18 protein-coding genes are annotated in these 19,831 nt (G+C 44.7%); 11 read left to right on the forward strand and 7 right to left on the reverse strand.

What is annotated here, in order from left to right; all coding sequences use genetic code 11:
• Nucleotides 1-216: 216 nt before the first annotated feature.
• From BJP37_RS05745 to BJP37_RS05755, 4 genes are all read left to right on the forward strand, one after another.
• Complete coding sequence (locus BJP37_RS05745) at nt 217-771, forward strand: Rab family GTPase (protein WP_075897178.1); 555 nt, start codon at nt 217-219, stop codon at nt 769-771.
• Nucleotides 772-1,010: 239 nt separating this feature from the next.
• Nucleotides 1,011-2,285 carry an RNA-guided endonuclease IscB gene (gene iscB, locus BJP37_RS05750; RefSeq protein WP_075897180.1) on the forward strand — a complete coding sequence of 425 codons (1,275 nt, stop codon included), beginning with the start codon at nt 1,011-1,013 and terminating at the stop codon, nt 2,283-2,285.
• Nucleotides 2,286-2,680: 395 nt separating this feature from the next.
• Nucleotides 2,681-2,824, forward strand: a complete 144-nt coding sequence (locus tag BJP37_RS40785; protein WP_198953964.1) for a hypothetical protein — start codon at nt 2,681-2,683, stop codon at nt 2,822-2,824.
• Complete coding sequence (locus tag BJP37_RS05755; protein WP_229415217.1) at nt 2,821-4,857, forward strand: serine/threonine-protein kinase; 2,037 nt, start codon at nt 2,821-2,823, stop codon at nt 4,855-4,857. Before BJP37_RS40785 ends, BJP37_RS05755 begins: the two co-directional genes overlap by 4 nt.
• Before the next feature lie 208 nt (nt 4,858-5,065).
• On the opposite strand, the gene BJP37_RS05760 is transcribed toward BJP37_RS05755, so the two are convergent.
• Complete coding sequence (locus tag BJP37_RS05760) at nt 5,066-6,493, reverse strand: serine/threonine-protein kinase (RefSeq protein WP_075897184.1); 1,428 nt, start codon at nt 6,491-6,493, stop codon at nt 5,066-5,068.
• Between the two features lie 15 nt (nt 6,494-6,508).
• On the opposite strand from BJP37_RS05760, the gene BJP37_RS05765 reads away from it, so the two are divergent.
• Nucleotides 6,509-6,820, forward strand: a complete 312-nt coding sequence (locus BJP37_RS05765; protein WP_075897186.1) for a hypothetical protein — start codon at nt 6,509-6,511, stop codon at nt 6,818-6,820.
• Nucleotides 6,821-7,151: 331 nt separating this feature from the next.
• On the opposite strand, the gene mdh is transcribed toward BJP37_RS05765, so the two are convergent.
• From mdh to nagA, 6 genes are all read right to left on the reverse strand, one after another.
• Nucleotides 7,152-8,123: a malate dehydrogenase gene (gene mdh / locus BJP37_RS05770; RefSeq protein WP_075897188.1), complete on the reverse strand. Its 972-nt coding sequence runs from the start codon at nt 8,121-8,123 to the stop codon at nt 7,152-7,154.
• 259 nt (nt 8,124-8,382) lie between these two features.
• On the reverse strand, nt 8,383-8,604 hold the full coding sequence (locus BJP37_RS05775) for an NAD(P)H-quinone oxidoreductase subunit O (protein ID WP_075897190.1): 222 nt from the start codon (nt 8,602-8,604) through the stop codon (nt 8,383-8,385).
• 24 nt (nt 8,605-8,628) lie between these two features.
• Nucleotides 8,629-8,916 carry a hypothetical protein gene (locus BJP37_RS44875; RefSeq protein ID WP_158069448.1) on the reverse strand — a complete coding sequence of 96 codons (288 nt, stop codon included), beginning with the start codon at nt 8,914-8,916 and terminating at the stop codon, nt 8,629-8,631.
• Between the two features lie 82 nt (nt 8,917-8,998).
• Nucleotides 8,999-9,847, reverse strand: coding sequence for a DNA-formamidopyrimidine glycosylase (locus tag BJP37_RS05785; protein ID WP_075897194.1), 849 nt, complete (start codon nt 9,845-9,847; stop codon nt 8,999-9,001).
• A 93-nt stretch (nt 9,848-9,940) separates the two neighbouring features.
• Nucleotides 9,941-10,156 (reverse strand): photosystem I reaction center subunit IV, encoded by a 216-nt coding sequence (locus BJP37_RS05790; protein WP_075897196.1) that lies wholly within the window; start codon nt 10,154-10,156, stop codon nt 9,941-9,943.
• Between the two features lie 420 nt (nt 10,157-10,576).
• Nucleotides 10,577-11,833, reverse strand: coding sequence for an N-acetylglucosamine-6-phosphate deacetylase (gene nagA / locus BJP37_RS05795; protein ID WP_075897198.1), 1,257 nt, complete (start codon nt 11,831-11,833; stop codon nt 10,577-10,579).
• Between the two features lie 46 nt (nt 11,834-11,879).
• On the opposite strand from nagA, the gene purE reads away from it, so the two are divergent.
• The 6 genes from purE to BJP37_RS05825 all read left to right on the forward strand — a co-directional run bounded on the left by purE (nt 11,880) and on the right by BJP37_RS05825 (nt 19,831).
• Nucleotides 11,880-12,407, forward strand: coding sequence for a 5-(carboxyamino)imidazole ribonucleotide mutase (gene purE, locus BJP37_RS05800; protein WP_075897200.1), 528 nt, complete (start codon nt 11,880-11,882; stop codon nt 12,405-12,407).
• Nucleotides 12,408-12,724: 317 nt separating this feature from the next.
• The gene (gene cysC / locus BJP37_RS05805; RefSeq protein ID WP_075897202.1) at nt 12,725-13,261 is read left to right on the forward strand and encodes an adenylyl-sulfate kinase; all 537 of its coding nucleotides are present in this window, start codon (nt 12,725-12,727) and stop codon (nt 13,259-13,261) included.
• 113 nt (nt 13,262-13,374) lie between these two features.
• Nucleotides 13,375-14,562 (forward strand): sulfate adenylyltransferase, encoded by a 1,188-nt coding sequence (gene sat, locus BJP37_RS05810; RefSeq protein WP_075897203.1) that lies wholly within the window; start codon nt 13,375-13,377, stop codon nt 14,560-14,562.
• A gap of 717 nt (nt 14,563-15,279) precedes the next feature.
• Nucleotides 15,280-17,583: a caspase family protein gene (locus BJP37_RS05815; protein WP_075897205.1), complete on the forward strand. Its 2,304-nt coding sequence runs from the start codon at nt 15,280-15,282 to the stop codon at nt 17,581-17,583.
• Nucleotides 17,584-18,047: 464 nt separating this feature from the next.
• Entirely contained in the window at nt 18,048-19,139 is a 1,092-nt protein-coding gene (locus tag BJP37_RS05820) for a DUF262 domain-containing protein (RefSeq protein WP_075897207.1), read from the forward strand.
• Nucleotides 19,136-19,831 carry an MAE_28990/MAE_18760 family HEPN-like nuclease gene (locus BJP37_RS05825; RefSeq protein ID WP_075897209.1) on the forward strand — a complete coding sequence of 232 codons (696 nt, stop codon included), beginning with the start codon at nt 19,136-19,138 and terminating at the stop codon, nt 19,829-19,831. The genes BJP37_RS05820 and BJP37_RS05825 overlap by 4 nt, the downstream gene beginning before the upstream one ends.

Genomic DNA, 19,831 nt, shown 5'->3' on the forward strand with positions numbered 1-19,831 from the left:
GAGGTGAGCCAACTACTGCAATAGATCACTAATGCTAAAACTATACTGCTGTCTGGGAACATACGGTCGGTGAGCAATAGGTATTCAAGTCCGCTGAATAAATCATACCGTAAACCTGTTCAGATTTGGCTCCATGCCCATCTTGTAACAACCGTTTACAATCCCCCGTGATTTATCCATTGGAGAGTTCAAACCAGTTGTCAGCAACCAGTAACAATGTCCACTATTGATCGAAAAATTTGCCTAGTTGGAGACTTTGGTGTGGGCAAAACTAGCCTAATCCGCCGATTTGTGGAGGGTGTGTTTAGCGACCAATATCTTTCAACAGTTGGAGTGAAAATTTCCCGCAAAATCCTAAAATTTAAGGATGACACCCGATCAGAACTGCTGAATCTAAAATTGATGATTTGGGATTTAGAAGGTCATACTAAATTTAAGGGAATTTCACCAACATATTTAAAAGGGGCTCAGGGTGCAATTATTGTTGCTGATGTAACTCGCATTGAAACCATTGAGCACATTGTTCATCATATCGATCTGTTTTTATCCATCAATCCCAAAGGGGTGATTATTACTGCCTTAAATAAATCCGACTTAGTTGATCAAGAAAAATTGGAGCAATTGAAACAAATGTTAGAGAAAAAAACTGTGCAGGAAGACCAAGTGATAGCTAGTTATTATACCTCCGCGAAAACTGGGTTATACGTCGATGACATATTTCAGCAATTAGGTTGCGGAACGCTTCAACAGGATTCAGGAGCCTGGGAGTAACAAACCCCAAGGATAAATCCGGGGGCTTGTGAATCATTACCTGACCAGCCTAAGTCCCGTCAGGGACTACGTTATCAGCAAGAGTTAAAGTTCCTACCTTGAAATGCGAGGCTAGTTTCAAGCTCTAGAACCGGATTGTTAAACATCTTTATCAGGTTAAGGAAGTGCAATCTGGGAAGTACCGACTGATAACATTGGCGCAGCGAACTTTACCCTAGCAATAGGAGAATACTCACATTATGCGAGTTTTTGTACTTGATAAAAACAAAAAACCTTTAGATCCATGTCAGCCTGCTAGAGCTAGAATCTTGCTCAAACAAGGAAGGGCTAAGGTCTTTAGGAGATACCCGTTCACAATCATCATGGGCGATTTGGAGGAATTGGAATGTGTGACACATAATCATCAGATCAAACTTGACCCTGGTTCTCAAACGACAGGTTTAGCAATTATTCAAGAAAAGGTGGTTGTTTGGGGTGCGGAACTAACCCACAGAGGTCTTCAAATTCGAGATGGTTTAACCTCACGTAGACAGTTGAGACGTTCTCGTAGAAACCGCAAAACTCGTTATCGACAGCCAAGGTTTCTTAATCGTAAACGTCCTGATGGCTGGTTAGCTCCCAGTCTAATGTCGAGAGTTTATAATATTATCACATGGGTAAAAAAACTTACTCGATTTTGTCCGATAACTGGCATTTCTCAGGAATTAGTTAGGTTCGATACTCAGAAGATGGAAAACCCTGAGATTTCTGGCACAGAGTATCAGCAGGGCACACTCTACGGATATGAAGTTAGAGAATATCTACTTTCCAAATGGAATCGTAAATGTGCTTACTGTGGTGTGACTGATACTCCACTAGAGGTCGAACACATCAAACCTAAATCAAAGGGGGGTTCTGACCGAGTAAGTAACCTAGCAATTGCTTGTAGGAAGTGCAATCAAACCAAAGGTAATCAGGAAATCGAACAGTTTTTATCTGGTAAACCTGATGTTATAAAGCGTATTCTTTCTCAAGCCAAACGACCTTTAGTCGATGGGGCAGCCGTCAACTCAACTCGATGGAAGTTGTATAACGAATTAAAAGCCTTAGGTTTGCCGATTGAAACAGGGTCAGGTGGATTAACTAAGTACAATCGATGTCGGCAGAACCTTCCAAAAACACACTGGTTAGATGCCGCAAATGTTGGAAAAGTCGATACTTTGTACATCGAAGTTTATCAGCCATTGTTGATTTCAGCTAAAGGACATGGTACTCGTAAGATGTGCAGAACAAACAAGTTTGGCTTTCCCACTCGTTATGTACCAAGGTGGAAGTTTGTCAAAGGGTTTCAGACTGGAGATATTGCCAAAGCCGTTGTAACCAAAGGCAAGAAAGTGGGAACCTACACAGGTAGAATAGCTACTCGAAAAACTGGTTCATTCAATATCTCCACTAAACACGGACTGGTACAAGGAATCAGTCACAAATATTGCAGCATTGTACATAGGAAAGACGGATATGCTTATAGCTTCTAGTTCAAAAGAAGCACTGTCTAGCTGCTGTTTCTGTAAGGGGAGAAACTCCTCGGAGACGAAACCTTAGACAGTTGAGCCTTATTTCATATAACTTAAACTTATGACTCACAGACTGTCGCTTGTAAAGGCTCAACTGTCTTACGGTAACTTCAAACCCACGCATAAATGACAGGGGTATCCGTTTCTCCCCTTACCAACCCCCATTTTTGATGATTAGTTATATATATAGTGATATATAGCGTTTCTCATAGTAATGAGGTACACAAGGTTTTTTCCCTGTTACCTGTTGCCTGTTGCCGATTCACGAAAATCCAAAATTAAAATCCAAAATTTATCTCCCCTATTTTGGAAATGCTATATATCTTTATATATATAGCACAGTAGCTAATCTACCTATGCTTACTCAACTACTGAGTCAACCTCAACTACTGAGTCAACAGGTCGAGCAATCAGCACCCACTGTGTCAAGTCTCCGGGAGCAAGCCCTGGGAAAAAATCTAACATCCAACATCCAACATCCAACATCCAAAATCGAATGACGCCCCTCTATTGTAGTAAAGGACATGAGAATCCCAATGACAATAAGTTTTGCCGGGTTTGTGGCGAGATGCTGCCATCCTTAGCCAAAACCTTTGACACTGGGAAGATTCTGGGTGGTCGCTACCGCATCGTCCGGGAGTTGGGACACGGAGGCTTTGGACGCACCTATTTAGCTCAAGACCTTAACCGCTTTAATGAACCTTGTGTGCTAAAAGAATTTGCTCCCCAAGTTCAAGGTAACCACGCCTTACAAAAAGCAGAAGAACTATTTGAGCGGGAAGCAGGAGTTCTTTATCGACTGCAACACCCTCAAATTCCTCAATTTCGTGAGTTGTTTCAGGTACAACAACAGGACAAAGGCACCCTATTGTTGGTTCAGGACTATGTGGAGGGGCAAACCTACCGCGCTCTACTGGAGGCTCGCCGACCTCAGGGACTCCGGTTTAGTGAAGCAGAAGTGACTCAACTGCTGATCCAAATCCTGCCAGTGTTGGAATATATCCATTTTATGAGGGTGATTCATCGGGATATCTCTCCCGATAATCTGATTTTGCGCAGTACCGATGGTTTACCAGTGCTGATTGACTTTGGCGGTGTCAAGGAGGTAGCAGCAAATGTGGCATCGAAGTTCCTAGGGTCAAAGGTGGCTGGTCAAAATAAGCCGATAATAACTCGGTTGGGTAAAGTTGGCTATGCTCCCCCAGAGCAGATGCAAGGAGGAAGTGTTTTTCCCCACAGTGACCTCTATGCTCTAGGGGCAACTATATTAGTATTAGTGACTGGTCAGGAACCCCAGCAGATAATTGACCCCAATACCCTGACCTGGAACTGGCGGCGAGAGATCAGCCTTAGCCCTACCCTAGGTCGTATCCTCGATAAAATGCTTCAACCGAGACCAGGAGAACGGTACCAAAATGCCAAAGAAGTGTTGCGAGACCTCACCACTCACCTTCAATTTGCCAGTGACCCGCAATCAGCTTCATCACCTCCTCAGACTAAACCGACCTTAGCAGTTGCCCCTGGTTCCAAGCCAGTAGCGGTTAACCAGCCAGCAAGGCCAGCTACCGGAAGACCATTAACCACTTTTACGAACAATACCGTTTTAGACTGGCTTGGCAAGGTGGTTTTGGTATCTGTCTTAGCTGCTGCTGTATTTGGCTTTACCTTCTGGGCAACCAATTGGTGGTTCACATTGAGAGTACCTAGGCCGGGACCCTCACCAAAGGAATCACCCATCGATCAACCGGACATCAAGCCACCCGACTGGTTTACCAAGAACGAGGAAAACCGCAAGAAATTGCTAGATCAGCGTCGTGCCAATTTGGAGATTAACGAAAAGTTCTACATTGAGTTAGTCAATGAGGCGTTTTGGGACAAGTACCCAAATCAAGAAAAACGACAGCTAGGCAATGGATCACAGGATGCTCCGTTAAGAGAAGAGTGGGATAAGCTGGCATTTGAGCTATTGACCCGGATTGAGTTGCTCAATTTGAGTCGGACGGCACGGGGAAGGTTGGGAAGCTATGGGACAGCAGATTTAACTCGCTGGAAGCAGGAAGTGAATCAGGTGCGCCTTTCTAGCCGTGCAGCTTATGATATTGCAGATTCTAAATTCTTTCATAAGTTTCCCGATCAGCGGGGTCAGAAGTTTATCGATAAGTCTATTGGTCAGGTGTGGCAAGGAATTGTTGGGGATACGATCAAAGCGTTGACATCAGGAAAATCCCTACAGCGCATTGAGTTTGCTGCTGGCGGAGTTCAACAAGTTAATGGAACCCTCAAGCCAGGAGACGGGCAAGCGTTTACTGCTAAACTTTCTGGTGGTCAAGTCATGGAAGTGAGACTGGCTACCGATGTAAATGCCTTGTTTTCCATTTATGCTCCGACCCGTAAGACGACCCCCCTATTAGAAGACTCAAGCAAACGCGACTGGATCGGGGAGCTGCCAGCATCTGGCTTCTATGAATTTGTGGTAGTTTCTCAAGCTTCTAAACCGATTAATTATCAACTTAACTTTAGGGTTGAAGATTAGTGATTGGTGATTAGCTTCCGGTAAAATAAACCCCACATCTGCTGTTATATTAATCAGAGTATTGCTAACAAGATACAATAATGACAGACCCAAATTTTGTAGCTGACAACGCTACTACCACAGAAATACTGGAACAAGTGCTATACATAAATATAGCAAACTCGCCGCTTTGGGATAGGATTGATCCAAAATGAACCAACCAAAATATCTAATTACTCAAATAAGCCTCCTGTTCCAAATTATCCAGTAACTCTTCAGCAATTTGATACCAAGCTTGCCGGAATTGAACATCCTCTTGTTTATCGGAAAGAGTCTTTCCTTTTAATTGGGGATATGTACTATAAAAAAATTGATCAACTTTCTGATAAAAAGTCCCTGGATCAATGTTCAAATCTAGGCAACGCTGATAGATTTGCTTTTGCCGTTGCTGCTCGGTGTTACTCACAGATGGTGTAGAAGGCAATGATGGTATAGTGGGCAATTGCCAGGATATCTTCGGGAATTTTGGTGTAGGAAACCCTCCTCTGGCTACTGCTACCGTTCCAAACACTACTAATAAAGCAATGGACATAGAAAGACCAAAAAACTTTAGTTCACGGTTAGTGGATTGCTGTTTGCGATTTAGCACAGCAGTGAAGGTTGTTTTAATAGTTTGACCAGGAGCAGCAACTAAGGTAGCGATCTGGGTAAATAGTGTATTTGGTTGTTTATTTGGTAGCTTAGTTGGTAGCTTATTTGGTTGTTTATTTGGTAGATTATTTGGTAGCTTAGTTGGCTGCTGGCTACTTACCGGCTGGGGAATTACGGTTTCTAGGGCTTCACTGACCTCTTGGGCTGACTGATACCGTTGTTTAGGAAGATTATCCAGCATTTTAGCCAAGACCGATTTGAAGCTGGGGCTAATAGTTATCTCTTGCCAAAGCCAGGTAGCGTGATAACTATCATAAAGGTCTAGAGGCTGTTTACCGGTTAGCAATACTAAAGCAGTTACTGCTAAAGCGTAAAGGTCGCTAGTGGCATCAGCTTTACCATATCGTAACTGTTCATCTGGGGAGTAACCCCGTTTGCCCACTTGAGTTCCAATCACGTGTCCGGTTGATTGGACAATGGCAGTGGTTACCATTTCTTTGACACAACCAAAGTCAATTAATACTGGCTTATTGTCAGAATTCCGTTTAATCAGATTATCCGGAGAAATATCCCGATGAATGATCTGCTTAGAATGAATATAATCTAAAACTGGCAAGATGTCTTGGAGCAGTTTAATCACATCTGCTTCCCTAAACTTTTGACCCTGGACTAACAGCTGGTGATAGGTTAACCCTTCGACATAGTCTTGTACTAAAAAGAGATAATTTTTACGACCGATACTGGTTCTAAGTAACTCTCGAAAACAAGGAATTTGGTTATGTCTGAGCTGGTATAGCATCCCAGCTTCTCGCTCAAATAATTCTTGAGCTTTTTGTAATTCATGTTTGTTTTGAAGTTGGGGAGCAAATTCTTTAAGTACACAACGCTCTTGATAGCGATTAGCATCTTCAGCGAGATAGGTCCGTCCAAAAGTTCCTTGACCTAAGTCGCCTAAGATTTTATAGCGGTCTTTGATAATTGCTCCAGTTTTTAAGGTATTAGACATAATAGCCGCCAATTGATGATTTATAGTTTAGGGAAGAGGGAGCAGGGAGCAGGGAATCGGGAATCGGGAATCGGGAATCGGGAATCGGGAATCGGGAATCGGGAATCGGGAATCGGGAGCAGTAAGAAAGAAATACGAGGATTTTTTGTAGAAGTGTTTAATCCAGTAATAACAATTTACCTTGTCAACTTATCGTTGTTGTCAAGCTATCCAGAGGTGCGACTCGTGGCGAATTTAATTACGGGTCAAACGCACCATTACGGTCTTGGAGGTTTCCATCATGAGCGACTACATCAAGACACAGAGCAGAAAGTACGAGAAAAATGATAAACAATGTATTTAAATAAAATGTATTTAAAAATTCCAACTTAATCGAAAATCACTTCTTCCCTGTTCCCTGTTCCCGGGAGCAGGTCAAATTTTCTGAAACATTAGTACTATTTTCCAGTAGAGCAAGCTTAAACCCATGAGGGGGCTATAGATAATTTACAAATATTCATCCAGGACTAGCTCCCCTGATGCCCTATTACCTATTACCTATTACCCATTACCCATTACCCATTACCTATTACCTATTACCTATTACCTTAGTACAAATGTTCTGCATAAGTGACATGCTCCCCCTGTTCCCAGATCCGCTGTTCCCTGCTCCCTATTCCTAATGATCCAGCATCCCTTGTGCCTTTTTAATATTGTCACGAACTGATTCAGCAGATATCTTGAGGGAGGACAGTTCATAATCTGTCAACTTTAATTCCAAAATTTTTTCGATGCCTCGACACCCCAATCGGGTGGGTACCCCTATAAAAATATCTTCCAAATCATATTCACCCTGAAGGTAGGCAGCTGCGGTGATTTGGCGGGATTGGTTGTGTAATATTGCTTGTACCATCAAACAGGCGGAGGATGCTGGGGCAAAATAAGCACTGCCAGTGCGCATCAGTTCTACAATTTCTGCTCCGCCTCGACGAGTCCGTTCAATCAGGGCTTCTATCCGGTCTGGTGTCATCAGTTCGGTGATGGGAACACCACTAACGGTAGAGTAGCGTGGTAGTGGCACCATTAAGTCCCCATGGCCTCCAAGCACTACAGCATTGACATCCGCAACGGATACACCATTTTCCATGGCAATGAATGTCCTGAATCGGGTAGAATCCAACACCCCTGCCATGCCCATGACCCGATGGGGTGGTAAGTCAGTAGCTTGCCAGGCTAGGTAGGTCATCACATCGAGGGGATTGGTGACCACGATTATCATGGCATCTGGGGATTTTGCGATCGCATTTTTAGCCGCTTCCACCACAATTTTGGAATTGATTTGTAGCAGGTCATCCCTACTCATTCCTGGTTTCCGGGGACTTCCTGCGGTAATCACTACCACATCGGAACCAGCAGTATCAGCATAGTCATTAGTTCCGATAATCTGGCAATCGTGACCTTCAATGCCCCTTGCCTCTAGTAAATCGAGAGCAATGCCTTGGGGCATACCTGGTACAATATCGAGGAGTACGACATCGGCCAGATTTTTCTCAGCAATCCGTTGGACAAGAGTACTCCCTACTCTACCACCACCGATGACGGATACACGGTTTTCGTGGCAAGCAATTGGGGAGTTGGGATAGGGTACCATGATCGGAAGGGGTGAGTGAAAATGCGTTCGCGCCCCGCGTGGCCTACGGCCAATCGCTTTTGCTGGAACTCCCCCAAGTTTGGGGGATTTAGGCAGCTATAGGTGCCACAGCTCACAAGGATAGGTTTGTGAACATTGGGGCGAGTATGTAATTTCGTTACTTAGAATTATAAATATGTATTTAATTATACAATATTTTTCGGAATAATTCTTTCCATCTCCCTAATCCCTAAGGTGCGCGTTCCCTACTCCCTAATCTTTAAGACGAGATTTCCAACTGGTCAATACGTAACCAAATGTTCGGGGTGGGTACCCGACCAAATTTTACCAGGGCATAATCCCCCTTGATATCAACAATTTCCCCATCAGTTTCAAACAGATAAGGGGGAAAGCGGGGGTCACTTGCTTTTGCTTCCAGGCTACCTTCTAACTGGGCTTGGATAGCCCGAACCAATACTCCCTTTTTAATTTTCCCAGCCATAAAATCTCTTTTGTCTTTCCTCTTCTATTGTATCGGGGGAATGAGAAATCGGGAATCGGCAATCGGGAATCGGCAATCGGGAATCGGGAATCGGGAGCGGTGCGACCCCGGTCGGGTTTCCCGACAACCGTGAACGCGCACCGTAGGGAATTGGGAGTCGGGAGTCGGGAACAGGGAAAAAATCTTGTTTACCTTATTACTATGAGAACCGATAATTACCCTTAATAAAAATCTCCCCATCTCCCCATCTCCCCATCTCCCCATCTCCCCATCTCCCCATCTCCCCATCTCCCCATCTCCCCATCTCCCCATCTCCCCATCTCCCCATCTCCCCATCTCCCCACACTTACGACACTTCCGACACTTCCGACACTTCCGACACTCCCCAATCGGATCAATGCTGACAGTTCGGACAAAAGTGAGCGGAGCGACCGACTAATTTGGTTCGCTCGATGGGGGTGCTACAGATACGACAGGGTTCTCCGGTGCGACCATAAACCCAGGCAATCCCCTTATAGTTGCCATTGACTCCCTGGACGTTAATAAAATCACTAAACGTGGTACCACCAGACTCAATCGCTTTTTCCAATACTTGGATAATCGCGATGCTCAGCTTTTCGATCTGCTCTAAGCCCAAATCCTTACAAAGGGTTTCTGGTCGAATACCACTCAAGAATAATGCTTCATCGGCATAGATATTACCTATTCCTGCTACCAGGGATTGATCGAGCAAGGCGGTTTTAATCGCGCGTTGGCGGTGATGTAGCTTACTAACTAGGTAATCTGTAGAAAATTCCTGGGAAAACGGTTCTGGTCCGAGTTGCTTTAGACCAGTGATAATGGTTTCTGGTAACTGGGATGGCGGAATCCACCACATTCGACCAAAGGTGCGCTGGTCGATAAACCGCAACTCCTGGTTGTTTGGGAAAAACAATCGCACTCGCGTGTGTTTTGGGTGAGGCTGGTCTTGACTTAGCCATAGCAGTTGACCAGTCATCCGGAGGTGAACACCTAACCAACCGGCCTGATCAGCGTCTGACTTGGTTAGTTTAGCGAGTAGGTATTTGCCCCGTCGATGCCAATCACTAATGGTGACAGTTTTGAGTTGGGCTAAAAAATCTTTCGGAGAAATAGGGTGGGCGATGGTGCGCGATAGTAACACCTCTCCACCCTGGATTTCCTGGCCTGTAGTCACTTGATTTAGACCCAGGCGAATTGTTTCAACTTCTGGTAGTTCCGGCACGGTTGAGTGCTTTAGTTGATCAATGGTGAGTGCAAGCGTGTTAACTTAGCACTCTACAGACAGCAGGAACTCAAATTCCCGAGTCTGGTTAGGTTAACCAACTACTTCCACTTCACTCTCTGCATAGTTATTGGTATTCACCCCAGAGGCGCTACCACTGTAGCCAGTATAGTTTACCCTATCAAAGCGGACAATCACTGGGTATTTGATACCACTTTTGTCTACACTAGCCACAGTTCCCACATCGCCATACCAGTAGGATTCTTTTCTTTTAATCCGAACTTTTGCACCACGTTTTAGTTCTGCCATAAAAAAATTTACCTTACGCTCTAGTTCTACAGCGTACTACTCAATTAGGCTTATCCGTTGACTTGATTGTTTAAGTTTTATTAATTTCCCTGTAGTGAATCGGGAGTAGGGAGTAGGGAGTAGGGAGTAGGGAGTAGGGGTAAGAAAATTGACTGTATCTCATGAGTATGATTAACGCTATGATGACCGATACTTTTTAGCTACCAAAGTCTACCAAGATAGACCCTTACTAAAAATCTACTACGTTTACCACGCTTACCACGCTTACCCTGTCTAACACACTCTTCTCCCTATTCCCGACTTCTCGGTAGCGTAAGGTACATTTAAATTTTCTTCCCTGCTCCGTTCGCGTAGCGTGGCCTACGGCCTCAGTCCCTGCTCCGTTCGCGTAGCGTGGCCTACGGCCTCAGTCCCTGCTCCCTAAAACCCAGGACTTTGTACCCCAACCAATTGAGAACTCCTATAATCTGACAAACGCTGCCAATTCAGCTTTGATGTTTCCTCATCCAGATGCCAGCGTAATAACTGAGCTGGTTGACCAATGCTTAGGGTTGGCAAACCCATGGCTTGGCGAGGGGAAACCGTTGCGAGGGCAATGCCATTCTCAACGCTACAAATCCCCCACTCGACTAAATTCTCTACTCCTACCAATAAGGGCAAGGTTGTCCCAGATAATGTCCCATCTGCTAGCCGTGCTGTCCCGTCTTTGACCTCTATCTGGCGGGTGTCCCAGGGATAGACGCCATCGGGTAATCCCATTGGGGCTAGGGCATCGCTAACTAGAAAAATCCCTTGTTGATAACCCCCAGCACGGAGCAGCAGTTGGATCATGGTGGAACAGACGTGCTGACCATCCGCAATTAGTCCACACTGGACACCGGGAGTAACTAGGGCAGCTCCCAGTAATCCTGGTTTGCGATGATGGAGTCCTGGCATAGCATTAAAGGCATGGGTTACCATGGATGCCCCACGTTCAAAGGCGCTTTGGGCTTGCTCTGCTGTGGCTTGGGAGTGACCGAGACTAACGATTATGTTGCGCGATCGCAAATACGGAATCACCTCACCAATGCTATCTAACTCTGGCGCTATTGTAATAAGCTTAACTAGGTCACCATAGTCTCCCAAAACTTCCTTGACATTTTCAATAGTAAGTGGTAATAGATACTCAACAGGATGAGCTCCCCGTTTTTGGGGATTGAGAAAAGGCCCTTCTAGATGAACACCCAAGATGCGGGCGCTTGGGGTCTGGTAAGGTTGGGAAGGGATAAATTCAGCAAAGACAGAAAGCGTACGCTGAATCTTCTCGATCGAGGTAGTTACCAGAGTGGGTAAAAACTGATCCACACCCTGATGCCAAAGGAATTGACAAATGTCCTGGAGTAAAGGGATGTGGTGAAAATCCACATCGGTGAAAGCTAAGCCTAGCCCCCCATTAATCTGCAAATCCACACCCCCTAGGGAGACCCAATCCCCAGCAACGTCAAGGATAGCCTGGTTAGGAAGAGTTTCTAGCTTCGGAAGAGTTTCTAGGTTGGGTGCGATCGCCTTTGGCGCGGCTGAGGCCTTTGGCCACGCTTCGCGAACGCCGATCGCTTCAATAATTCCATGATCATTAATGTGAATATTCTGTAAACCCTCGTAACTGGGGACACGAGCATTGATAATATCTAGAGTCATTAGGGAATGTGGCGAAGTCTAATTCATCTACCATCAAACATGATTCATGACCAATAACCAACCGTTAATTGGGATTATTATGGGCAGCGATTCCGATTTGCCCACCATGCAAAATGCGATCGCAGTATGTGAAGACTTTGGTGTTCCTTGGGAAGTAGCGATTGTGTCAGCCCACCGCACCCCCGAACGGATGGTAAATTATGCCCAAGACGCTCACAAGCGTGGACTCAAAGTTATTATCGCTGGTGCTGGGGGAGCAGCTCATCTGCCTGGTATGGTGGCGGCCCTAACACCCTTGCCTGTGATTGGGGTCCCAGTGTCTAGTCGTCAAATGAAGGGTATTGATTCCCTATACTCCATTGTTCAAATGCCTGGAGGAATTCCCGTCGCTACTGTAGCAATTGGTAATTCCAAGAATGCAGGATTGTTAGCAGTGCAGATTTTGGGCACTCATCAGCCGGAATTACTAGAGAGAGTGCAGCAGTATCGCCAGAATTTAGCGGAATCAGTGATGGAAAAGCAAGCATTGCTCGATGAGTTAGGTTATGAGCAATACTTAGGCCAGATGAGTTAATCTGGTTGATTGGGTTTGAGAAGGTTAGTATTGAAAAAGGGCAAAAACCCCCATTAAATTGCCATCAGGGTAATCCATTATAGGGGGGATGTGAAAGAAAATAATTAGAGCGTAATCCGACTCGTTCTACTACGTTAAGCTGGGGGATCTCAAAAGCATCCCACCGAAGGGCGGCATCTGTTATAAATGAGCCGAGACTAAAGGCAATAGGACTTACGAATAGGAAGTTGAGTTTGGTGTTCAGGTGAAATACCAATAGCCTGTCCACACCAAATCCACGTCATGTCAACAAAAAATCTAGGAGGTAAATAGAGTTCATGGAACATCGTGGTGTTACAGTATGGTTAACTGGTCTTAGTGGTGCGGGAAAGACCACTATTACTAAGGCATTAGAAGAAAAACTAAACGCCCAAGGATGCAAGCTGGAAGTCTTGGATGGGGATATCGTTCGTCAGAACTTAACTAAAGGACTCGGATTTAGTAAAGAAGACCGGGATACAAACATTCGCCGCATTGGCTTTGTTGCCCATCTTTTAACCCGCAATGGAGTTATTGTCCTGGTATCTGCGATCTCCCCTTACCGTGAAATTCGAGAGGAGGTCAAGCAACGGATTGGTGACTTTGTAGAAGTTTATGTTAATGCTCCCCTAAACGTTTGCGAAGGCCGAGATGTCAAAGGACTTTACAAACGAGCTCGTGCTGGAGAAATTAAGAGTTTTACTGGTATTGATGACCCCTATGAGCCACCATTAAATCCGGAGGTAGAATGTCGCACTGACAAAGAAGAATTATCAGAAAGTGTGGACAAAGTTATCAAAAAGCTGGAAGAGTTAAATTATATTTCTAGTACTTGAAGCATAATCTTTATACCTTAACTAAAGCACCCCACCTACACGCTTTGAAGTGGGAGTCGTATCTTGAGACAATTCTTGAGACAATTGTAGAATCTAATTATTATTCCTAGAGTATGCAAAGCCCGGTGTTAAGCCATCCTTCACAAACTATCCCAGCTCACGGTGGTCAACTGGTCAACCGTGTTGCTACACCCGAACAACGGCAGGAATTTTTGGAGAAAGCTGAATTTCTGCCCAGAGTTACACTAGATAAACGGGCTGTCAGCGACCTGGAAATGATTGCTATCGGTGGCTTTAGTCCCCTGACTGGCTTCATGGCCAAAGAAGACTACCAATCAGTGGTAGACCGGATGCGTCTAGCCAATAACCTACCGTGGTCAGTTCCAATCACCCTCTCGGTTACATCTGAAGTAGCTGCTCCTCTGCAAGAGGGGGGGTTAGTCCGTTTGGATGATAGCAGTGGTCGCTTTATTGGTGTATTAGAACTGACAGAAAAATATTCTTACGACAAAACCCATGAAGCAGTGCAAGTTTACCGCACTGATGAAGACAAGCATCCTGGTGTGAAAGTCGTGTATGACCAGGGAGAGATTAATTTAGCTGGTTCAGTATGGTTACTGGAACGGTTACCCCATCCCCAGTTTCCCTCCTACCAAATCGATCCAGAAAAATCGAGAGCCATGTTCTCGGAACGGGGTTGGAAAACAGTGGTAGGTTTCCAAACCCGTAATCCCATTCATCGGGCTCATGAATATATCATCAAGTGCGCTCTAGAAACCGTAGACGGTCTATTCCTTCATCCCTTAGTAGGTGCTACTAAAAGCGACGACATCCCAGCTGATGTACGGATGCGTTGCTATGAAATCATGTTGGAGAATTATTTTCCCAATGACCGAGTGATTCTAGCAATTAACCCTGCTGCTATGCGTTATGCTGGCCCGCGAGAAGCAATTTTCCATGCTTTGGTACGGAAGAATTACGGCTGTACCCATTTTATTGTAGGACGGGATCACGCTGGAGTGGGAGACTATTATGGCACCTATGATGCCCAACACATTTTTGGTGAGTTTGAGCCAGGTGAGTTGGGGATCATGCCGATGAGGTTTGAGCACGCTTTCTACTGCACTCGCACCCAGGGTATGGCTACTGCCAAGACTAGTCCAAGTACACCAGAGCAGAGGATTCATTTATCCGGTACTAAGGTACGGAAAATGCTGCGTGAGGGAGAGTTACCACCACCGGAATTTTCCCGACCTGAAGTGGCAGCAGAACTGGCTAAGGCAATGCACGAGAGCACTTAAAGGTTAGACCGTTGTTCGCGTAGCGTGGCCAAAGGCCAAGGTTAGACCGTTGTTCGCGTAGCGTGGCCAAAGGCCAAGGTTAGACCGTTGTTCGCGTAGCGTGGCCAAAGGCCAAGGTTAGACCGTTGAAGGTTGAAGGTTAGACTGTTGAAGGTTGGAGGTTAGACCGTTGAAGGTTGGAGGTTAGACCGTTGAAGGTTGGAGTTTAGACCGTTGAAGGTTGGAGTTTAGACCGTTGAAGGTTGGAGGTGAAGCGGTTATTTGGTTATTTGGTTATTTGGTTAGGCGGTTATATTCCAAACCTGTAACCTGTAACCTGTAACCTGTAACCTGTAACCTTAAACCTGTAACCTTAAACCTGTAACCTTAAACCTGTAACCTGTAACCTGTAACCACATAACCTTCAATCTGTAACCTGTAACCTGTAACCACATAACCTTCAACCTGTAACCTGTAACCTGTAACCACATAACCTTCAACCTTGGCCTTTCGGCCACGCTACGCGAACAACCTTCAACCTTCAACCAAATAACCTTCAACCTGTAACCTTGGCCTTTCGGCCACGCGCTTCGCAGCAAAGCGGGACGAAGTCCATCGCGTTAAACCTTTAACTAGTGAACTAGTGAACTAGCTCAACTGGGAATCCCACGGCTTGTGGCCGTGGGAGCGCCAATCCTGGTAGGCTGATAGCTGAAATCTGAAAGCTGAAGCGCGGATATGGGACTTAATCGCCGGACTTTTCTGCAAAAAGCTAGTTTGGGATTGGCAACATTAGGAGTAAGTGAAACATTACTATCCCTCCTAGGGAATAGTGGTTTAGCTGTTCCTGGAATAGACCGTTACTTCCAAGTATTAGCACAACCCCTTGGGCGAAAGTTAGCCCTACTAGTGGGTATCAACAAGTATCCTCGTAGCACACTATTGGATGGCTGTGTTACTGATGTAGAACTACAACAAGAACTATTGATTCATCGGTTTGGCTTCAACCCGAAGGATATACTTATACTTAACGATGACCAAGCGACTCGCGAAAATATTGAAACGGCTTTTATTGAACATCTGACGGAGCAAGCGAAAGCGGGTGATGTGGTAGTCTTCCACTTCAGTGGCTTCGGTAGCCAGGTCAAGCTATCTCAAGGGTATCAAACCGATACGTCTGTTGCACTTCAAAATAGCTTGGTTCCAGTAGATGGGAGCCTGACCAAAAAAAAACCTAAGGTAGCCAACGATTTACTGGAAGAAACTCTAGTTTTGCTATTGCGATCGCTCTTCACTGACCAAGTCACTACAGTACTCGATACTAGCCACACGGTAGCTGATAGCCTCCTCCAAGGAAATATTAAGGTACGCTCTAGTACTAACCCACCAGCCCAAGAGGCTAGTCGGGACGAACTGGCTTTTCAAGAGCAACTGCGGCGGCGGATACAGGATTCTGGGAAAGGGATGGTAAACCAGAAATCGGTCTCGGTTGTGCCTGGATCGATGAATCCTATGGCAGGTCTGGTTCTCACCGCTGCTGAACCAAATCAAATGGCCATGGAGGCTAAATGGAATGGTTTCAGTGCTGGCTTATTTACCTATGCTCTTACTCAGTATCTGTGGCAGGCAATACCAACAACCACAAGTCAGGTGAGCCTGACTCACGCTGGTGTGATGGTTAATCAACTGACAGGTACACAACAACAGCCCAGGCTAGGGGGTCAAAGTAGTCTTGAGCCAATACCTACCTATTATTTGCCCCTTGACCCTAGCATGGGAGCGGATGGTGTGGTCACTGCCGTGGAAGATAATGGTCAAACGGCACAGTTGTGGTTGGCAGGATTACCAGCAACAGTTGTGGATTACTATAGCAACAACTCTGTATTGAAATTAGTTGGTGCTAAGTCGGGAGTCTCTCAACTACAAATAACCTCTAAAGATGGTCTGACTGCTAAGGCAAAATTTATTGGTGCTAGTACTAATAACAATCAGCTACAAGTTGGGCAGCTGGTGCAAGAAGCCGTCCGGGTGTTACCCCGTAATATTGGTCTAACGGTAGCTCTGGATGGGAACCTAGAAAGAATTGAGCGAGTAGATGCTACCAGTGCCTTTTCTAGTATCTCTACTGCATCGATAGTGCAAGCAGGGGAACAACCTGCTGATTACTTGTTTGGGAAAGCACTCTCTTCCAAAAATGCTGGGGGAGGGGGTTATGGAATCTTTTATATTGACGGTGAACCCATACCCAATGGAGTTGGGGAAGCTGGGGTAGCTGTGAAGTCAGCAGCTATGGGATTGGCTGGTAAACTGAACACCTTGCTGGCAGCGAAATTGCTGCGTCTAACTGCTAATGATGGGTCTTCCGGTCTAGGTATTCGAGTATCCCTACAGATGATTGAACCAGAGCAAAAGCTAGTGATGCAACTCGAAACATCACGGACAGCTTCCTCCTCACGGGTAGATTTGGTAGGTGAGGGTGAAGCTAAATCTCAGGCTGAGTTGACACAAACTTTGACAGAAGCAGGTGTTCCTATTTTGCCGGTAGGGAGTCGTCTCCATTATCAGATCGAAAACTACGGTGACCAACCGGTCTATTTCTTGCTATTAGGGTTTAATACCAGTGGCAATGCGATCGCACTATATGAACTGCCATTTTTGCAGACATCACAGACTTCAGAAAACTCTCCATCTATCAAAGATGCCGTCATTGGTCCTGGAGAAACTCTAACCCTGCCATCAGCAGTAGCTTCCGTTGGTGGGATTGTCTCAGGTCCTAGTGGACTGGTGGAAATGCAAATGATTTGCAGTCGCTCCCCCTTTACTCAAGCCGGTACAGCTCTCGATGCTGTGCCATCTCGTCGCGGAATCGGAGCACCAATTGATGATTTGTTTAACCCCTTAGACGTAGCCCAGGCGGTGCTGCAAGACATACACGATGCTAGTGCAAATTCCCTAGATTCTTCCCTCACTATAAGTGCTGATTCCTACGCCTTGGATGTTAATACTTGGGCAACTTTAAGTTTTCTCTATCGGGTAGTTTGAGTTCAGTTTGTTAATTGTTAATTGCTCCTGGGCAATTAACAATTAATCCATAATTGTTTAATAGGAAATAGGAAATAGGGAACAGGGAACAGGGAACAGGGAACAGGGAACAGGGAACAGGGAACAGGGGTAAGACTGTGGGTAAAGGGGATAGTTTGGTAAAATAATTAATGATTTTTAGTTATTTTTTTTGTTAAACTATACTGATAAATTTGGTTATTTCAACAACATAAATTTTATTGATTCTGACTCCTGAACAGAATTGATTAGTCAGGATAACACTCCATAATTGCTGGGGAGCGATGCAGCGCTATTCCCTTCTTCATGCAAAGCGCGAGTGGGGGTTTCCCCCAAGACCGCGCTGCATCGCTATTCCACCTCAAGCAGCGCTATAACTATTGTAAGCATATGCGCTACGCGCATATGCTTACGTATTATTAACTAACATTACATCAGGTAAAACTATGTCCAAGTCAAATAAGCCAGAAATCACAGTTGAGGATAAAGAGGCAGCAGAAGCAGAAATTAGGGAGAAGCAGAAGCCTGTTGATTACGACACCAAAGAGTATCCAGTTGAAATACTGGTTCAGAAATACATGGATGGCAAGGATGACGATACCAACGAGTTGTTCATACCAGATTACCAAAGGGAGATGGCTTGGGATGAAACAAGGCAGTCGCAGTTCATTGAGTCTGTACTTTTAGGGTTACCAATACCATATATCTTTGTTGCCGATACCAAGAACCCGAAACCGGAAGACGATCTAGGGCGTTTGGAGATAGTAGACGGTACACAGCGTATCCGTACTCTGGCTAGATTTCTAAATAATGAACTGACCTTAACTGGTTTGGAGAAGCTAAAAAAACTCAATAGATTTCGATATACTGACTTACCACTTGCCCGACAAAGGCGCTTTAAGAGGAGTACCCTTCGGATGATCCAACTGACTGAAAAGGCAAATGAGGAAGTGCGGCGGGATATGTTTGAAAGGATAAATACAGGTAGCGTCCAGCTAAATGACATGGAGAAACGCAGAGGCATATCACCCGGACCATTCCTAGATCTCTTGGATCAACTCTCCAAAAATGAAAAATTCCTTCAGCTATGTCCCTTTTCAGAAGCCCTAATTCGCAGACGTGAACCCCAGGAATTCGTGTTACGTTTTTTCGCCTATCTGAACAACTATAAAAATTTTGAAAGCCAAGTTAATAAATTTCTCAATGACTACTTGGAAGAACACAACAAGCCCGGACTTGAACGTGAAACAATGAAGGCGGAATTCCAATCAATGTTGGATTTCGTAGAGAAGCACTTTGAAAATGGATTTAGCAAATCAAAACGACATACAACAACGCCTCGTATTCGATTTGAGGCTATATCCGTTGGGGTTGCTCTTGCCTTGAGGGAAAATATAAATCTTCAGCCAAAATCAATTGAGAATTGGCTTGACTCGCCAGAATTCAAGGAGTACACTACCTCTGATGCAAGTAACTCTAGACCTAAAGTAATTCGGCGTATTGAGTATGTGCGTGATCAACTCCTAGATAAAGCATGACCAGTCCATTATTTGAAGATTTCAACGAACGCTCTAAAGAAGTGAGTAAGTATTTTATTGTTTTGAAAAATATGGAGCAAGGAACAATTAAGTTAAGTATGGAGGGGAAGAGTGGAAAACCTAAAATTAAACAAATTGACCCTGAGCTATTAAAAACCATGAAAGCTAGTGGATTCTTGTTGCTGTACAATCTGGTCGAATCCACAATGCGAAATGCTATAGAAGCCATCTTCGATGAACTCCAGAGTCAAGGAATTTCCTTTGATGAAATCAAACCTCAACTTAAAAAAATTGTCTTAAAGAACCTTAAAAAGAGAAACCCTGATAAAGTTATTTTAAATCTCACAGCGATTTCTATTGATATCATCAATGCTGGATTTGATAAAGAAGACCTGTTTTCAGGCAATATTGACGGAAAATTGATTAAGAAAACAGCAAAGGAATATGGTTTCTCATGCACAACTGACTACGCTAAGACGAGACATGGAGAGGATTTGGAAACTGTTAAAGAAAACAGAAACGATTTAGCCCATGGCATCAAGTCCTTTGCTGAAGTAGGAAGAGAGCAAAGTGCTGATGACCTCTTAAAAATACAAAAAAAGGTAGTCAAGTATTTAAGACAGATACTACAAAATATAGAAACCTATCTAGCTAACCAGGAATACTTGGATTCATCCACCAGTACTCCTTAA

The organism is Moorena bouillonii PNG (assembly GCF_001942495.1).
Classification (GTDB): domain Bacteria; phylum Cyanobacteriota; class Cyanobacteriia; order Cyanobacteriales; family Coleofasciculaceae; genus Moorena; species Moorena bouillonii.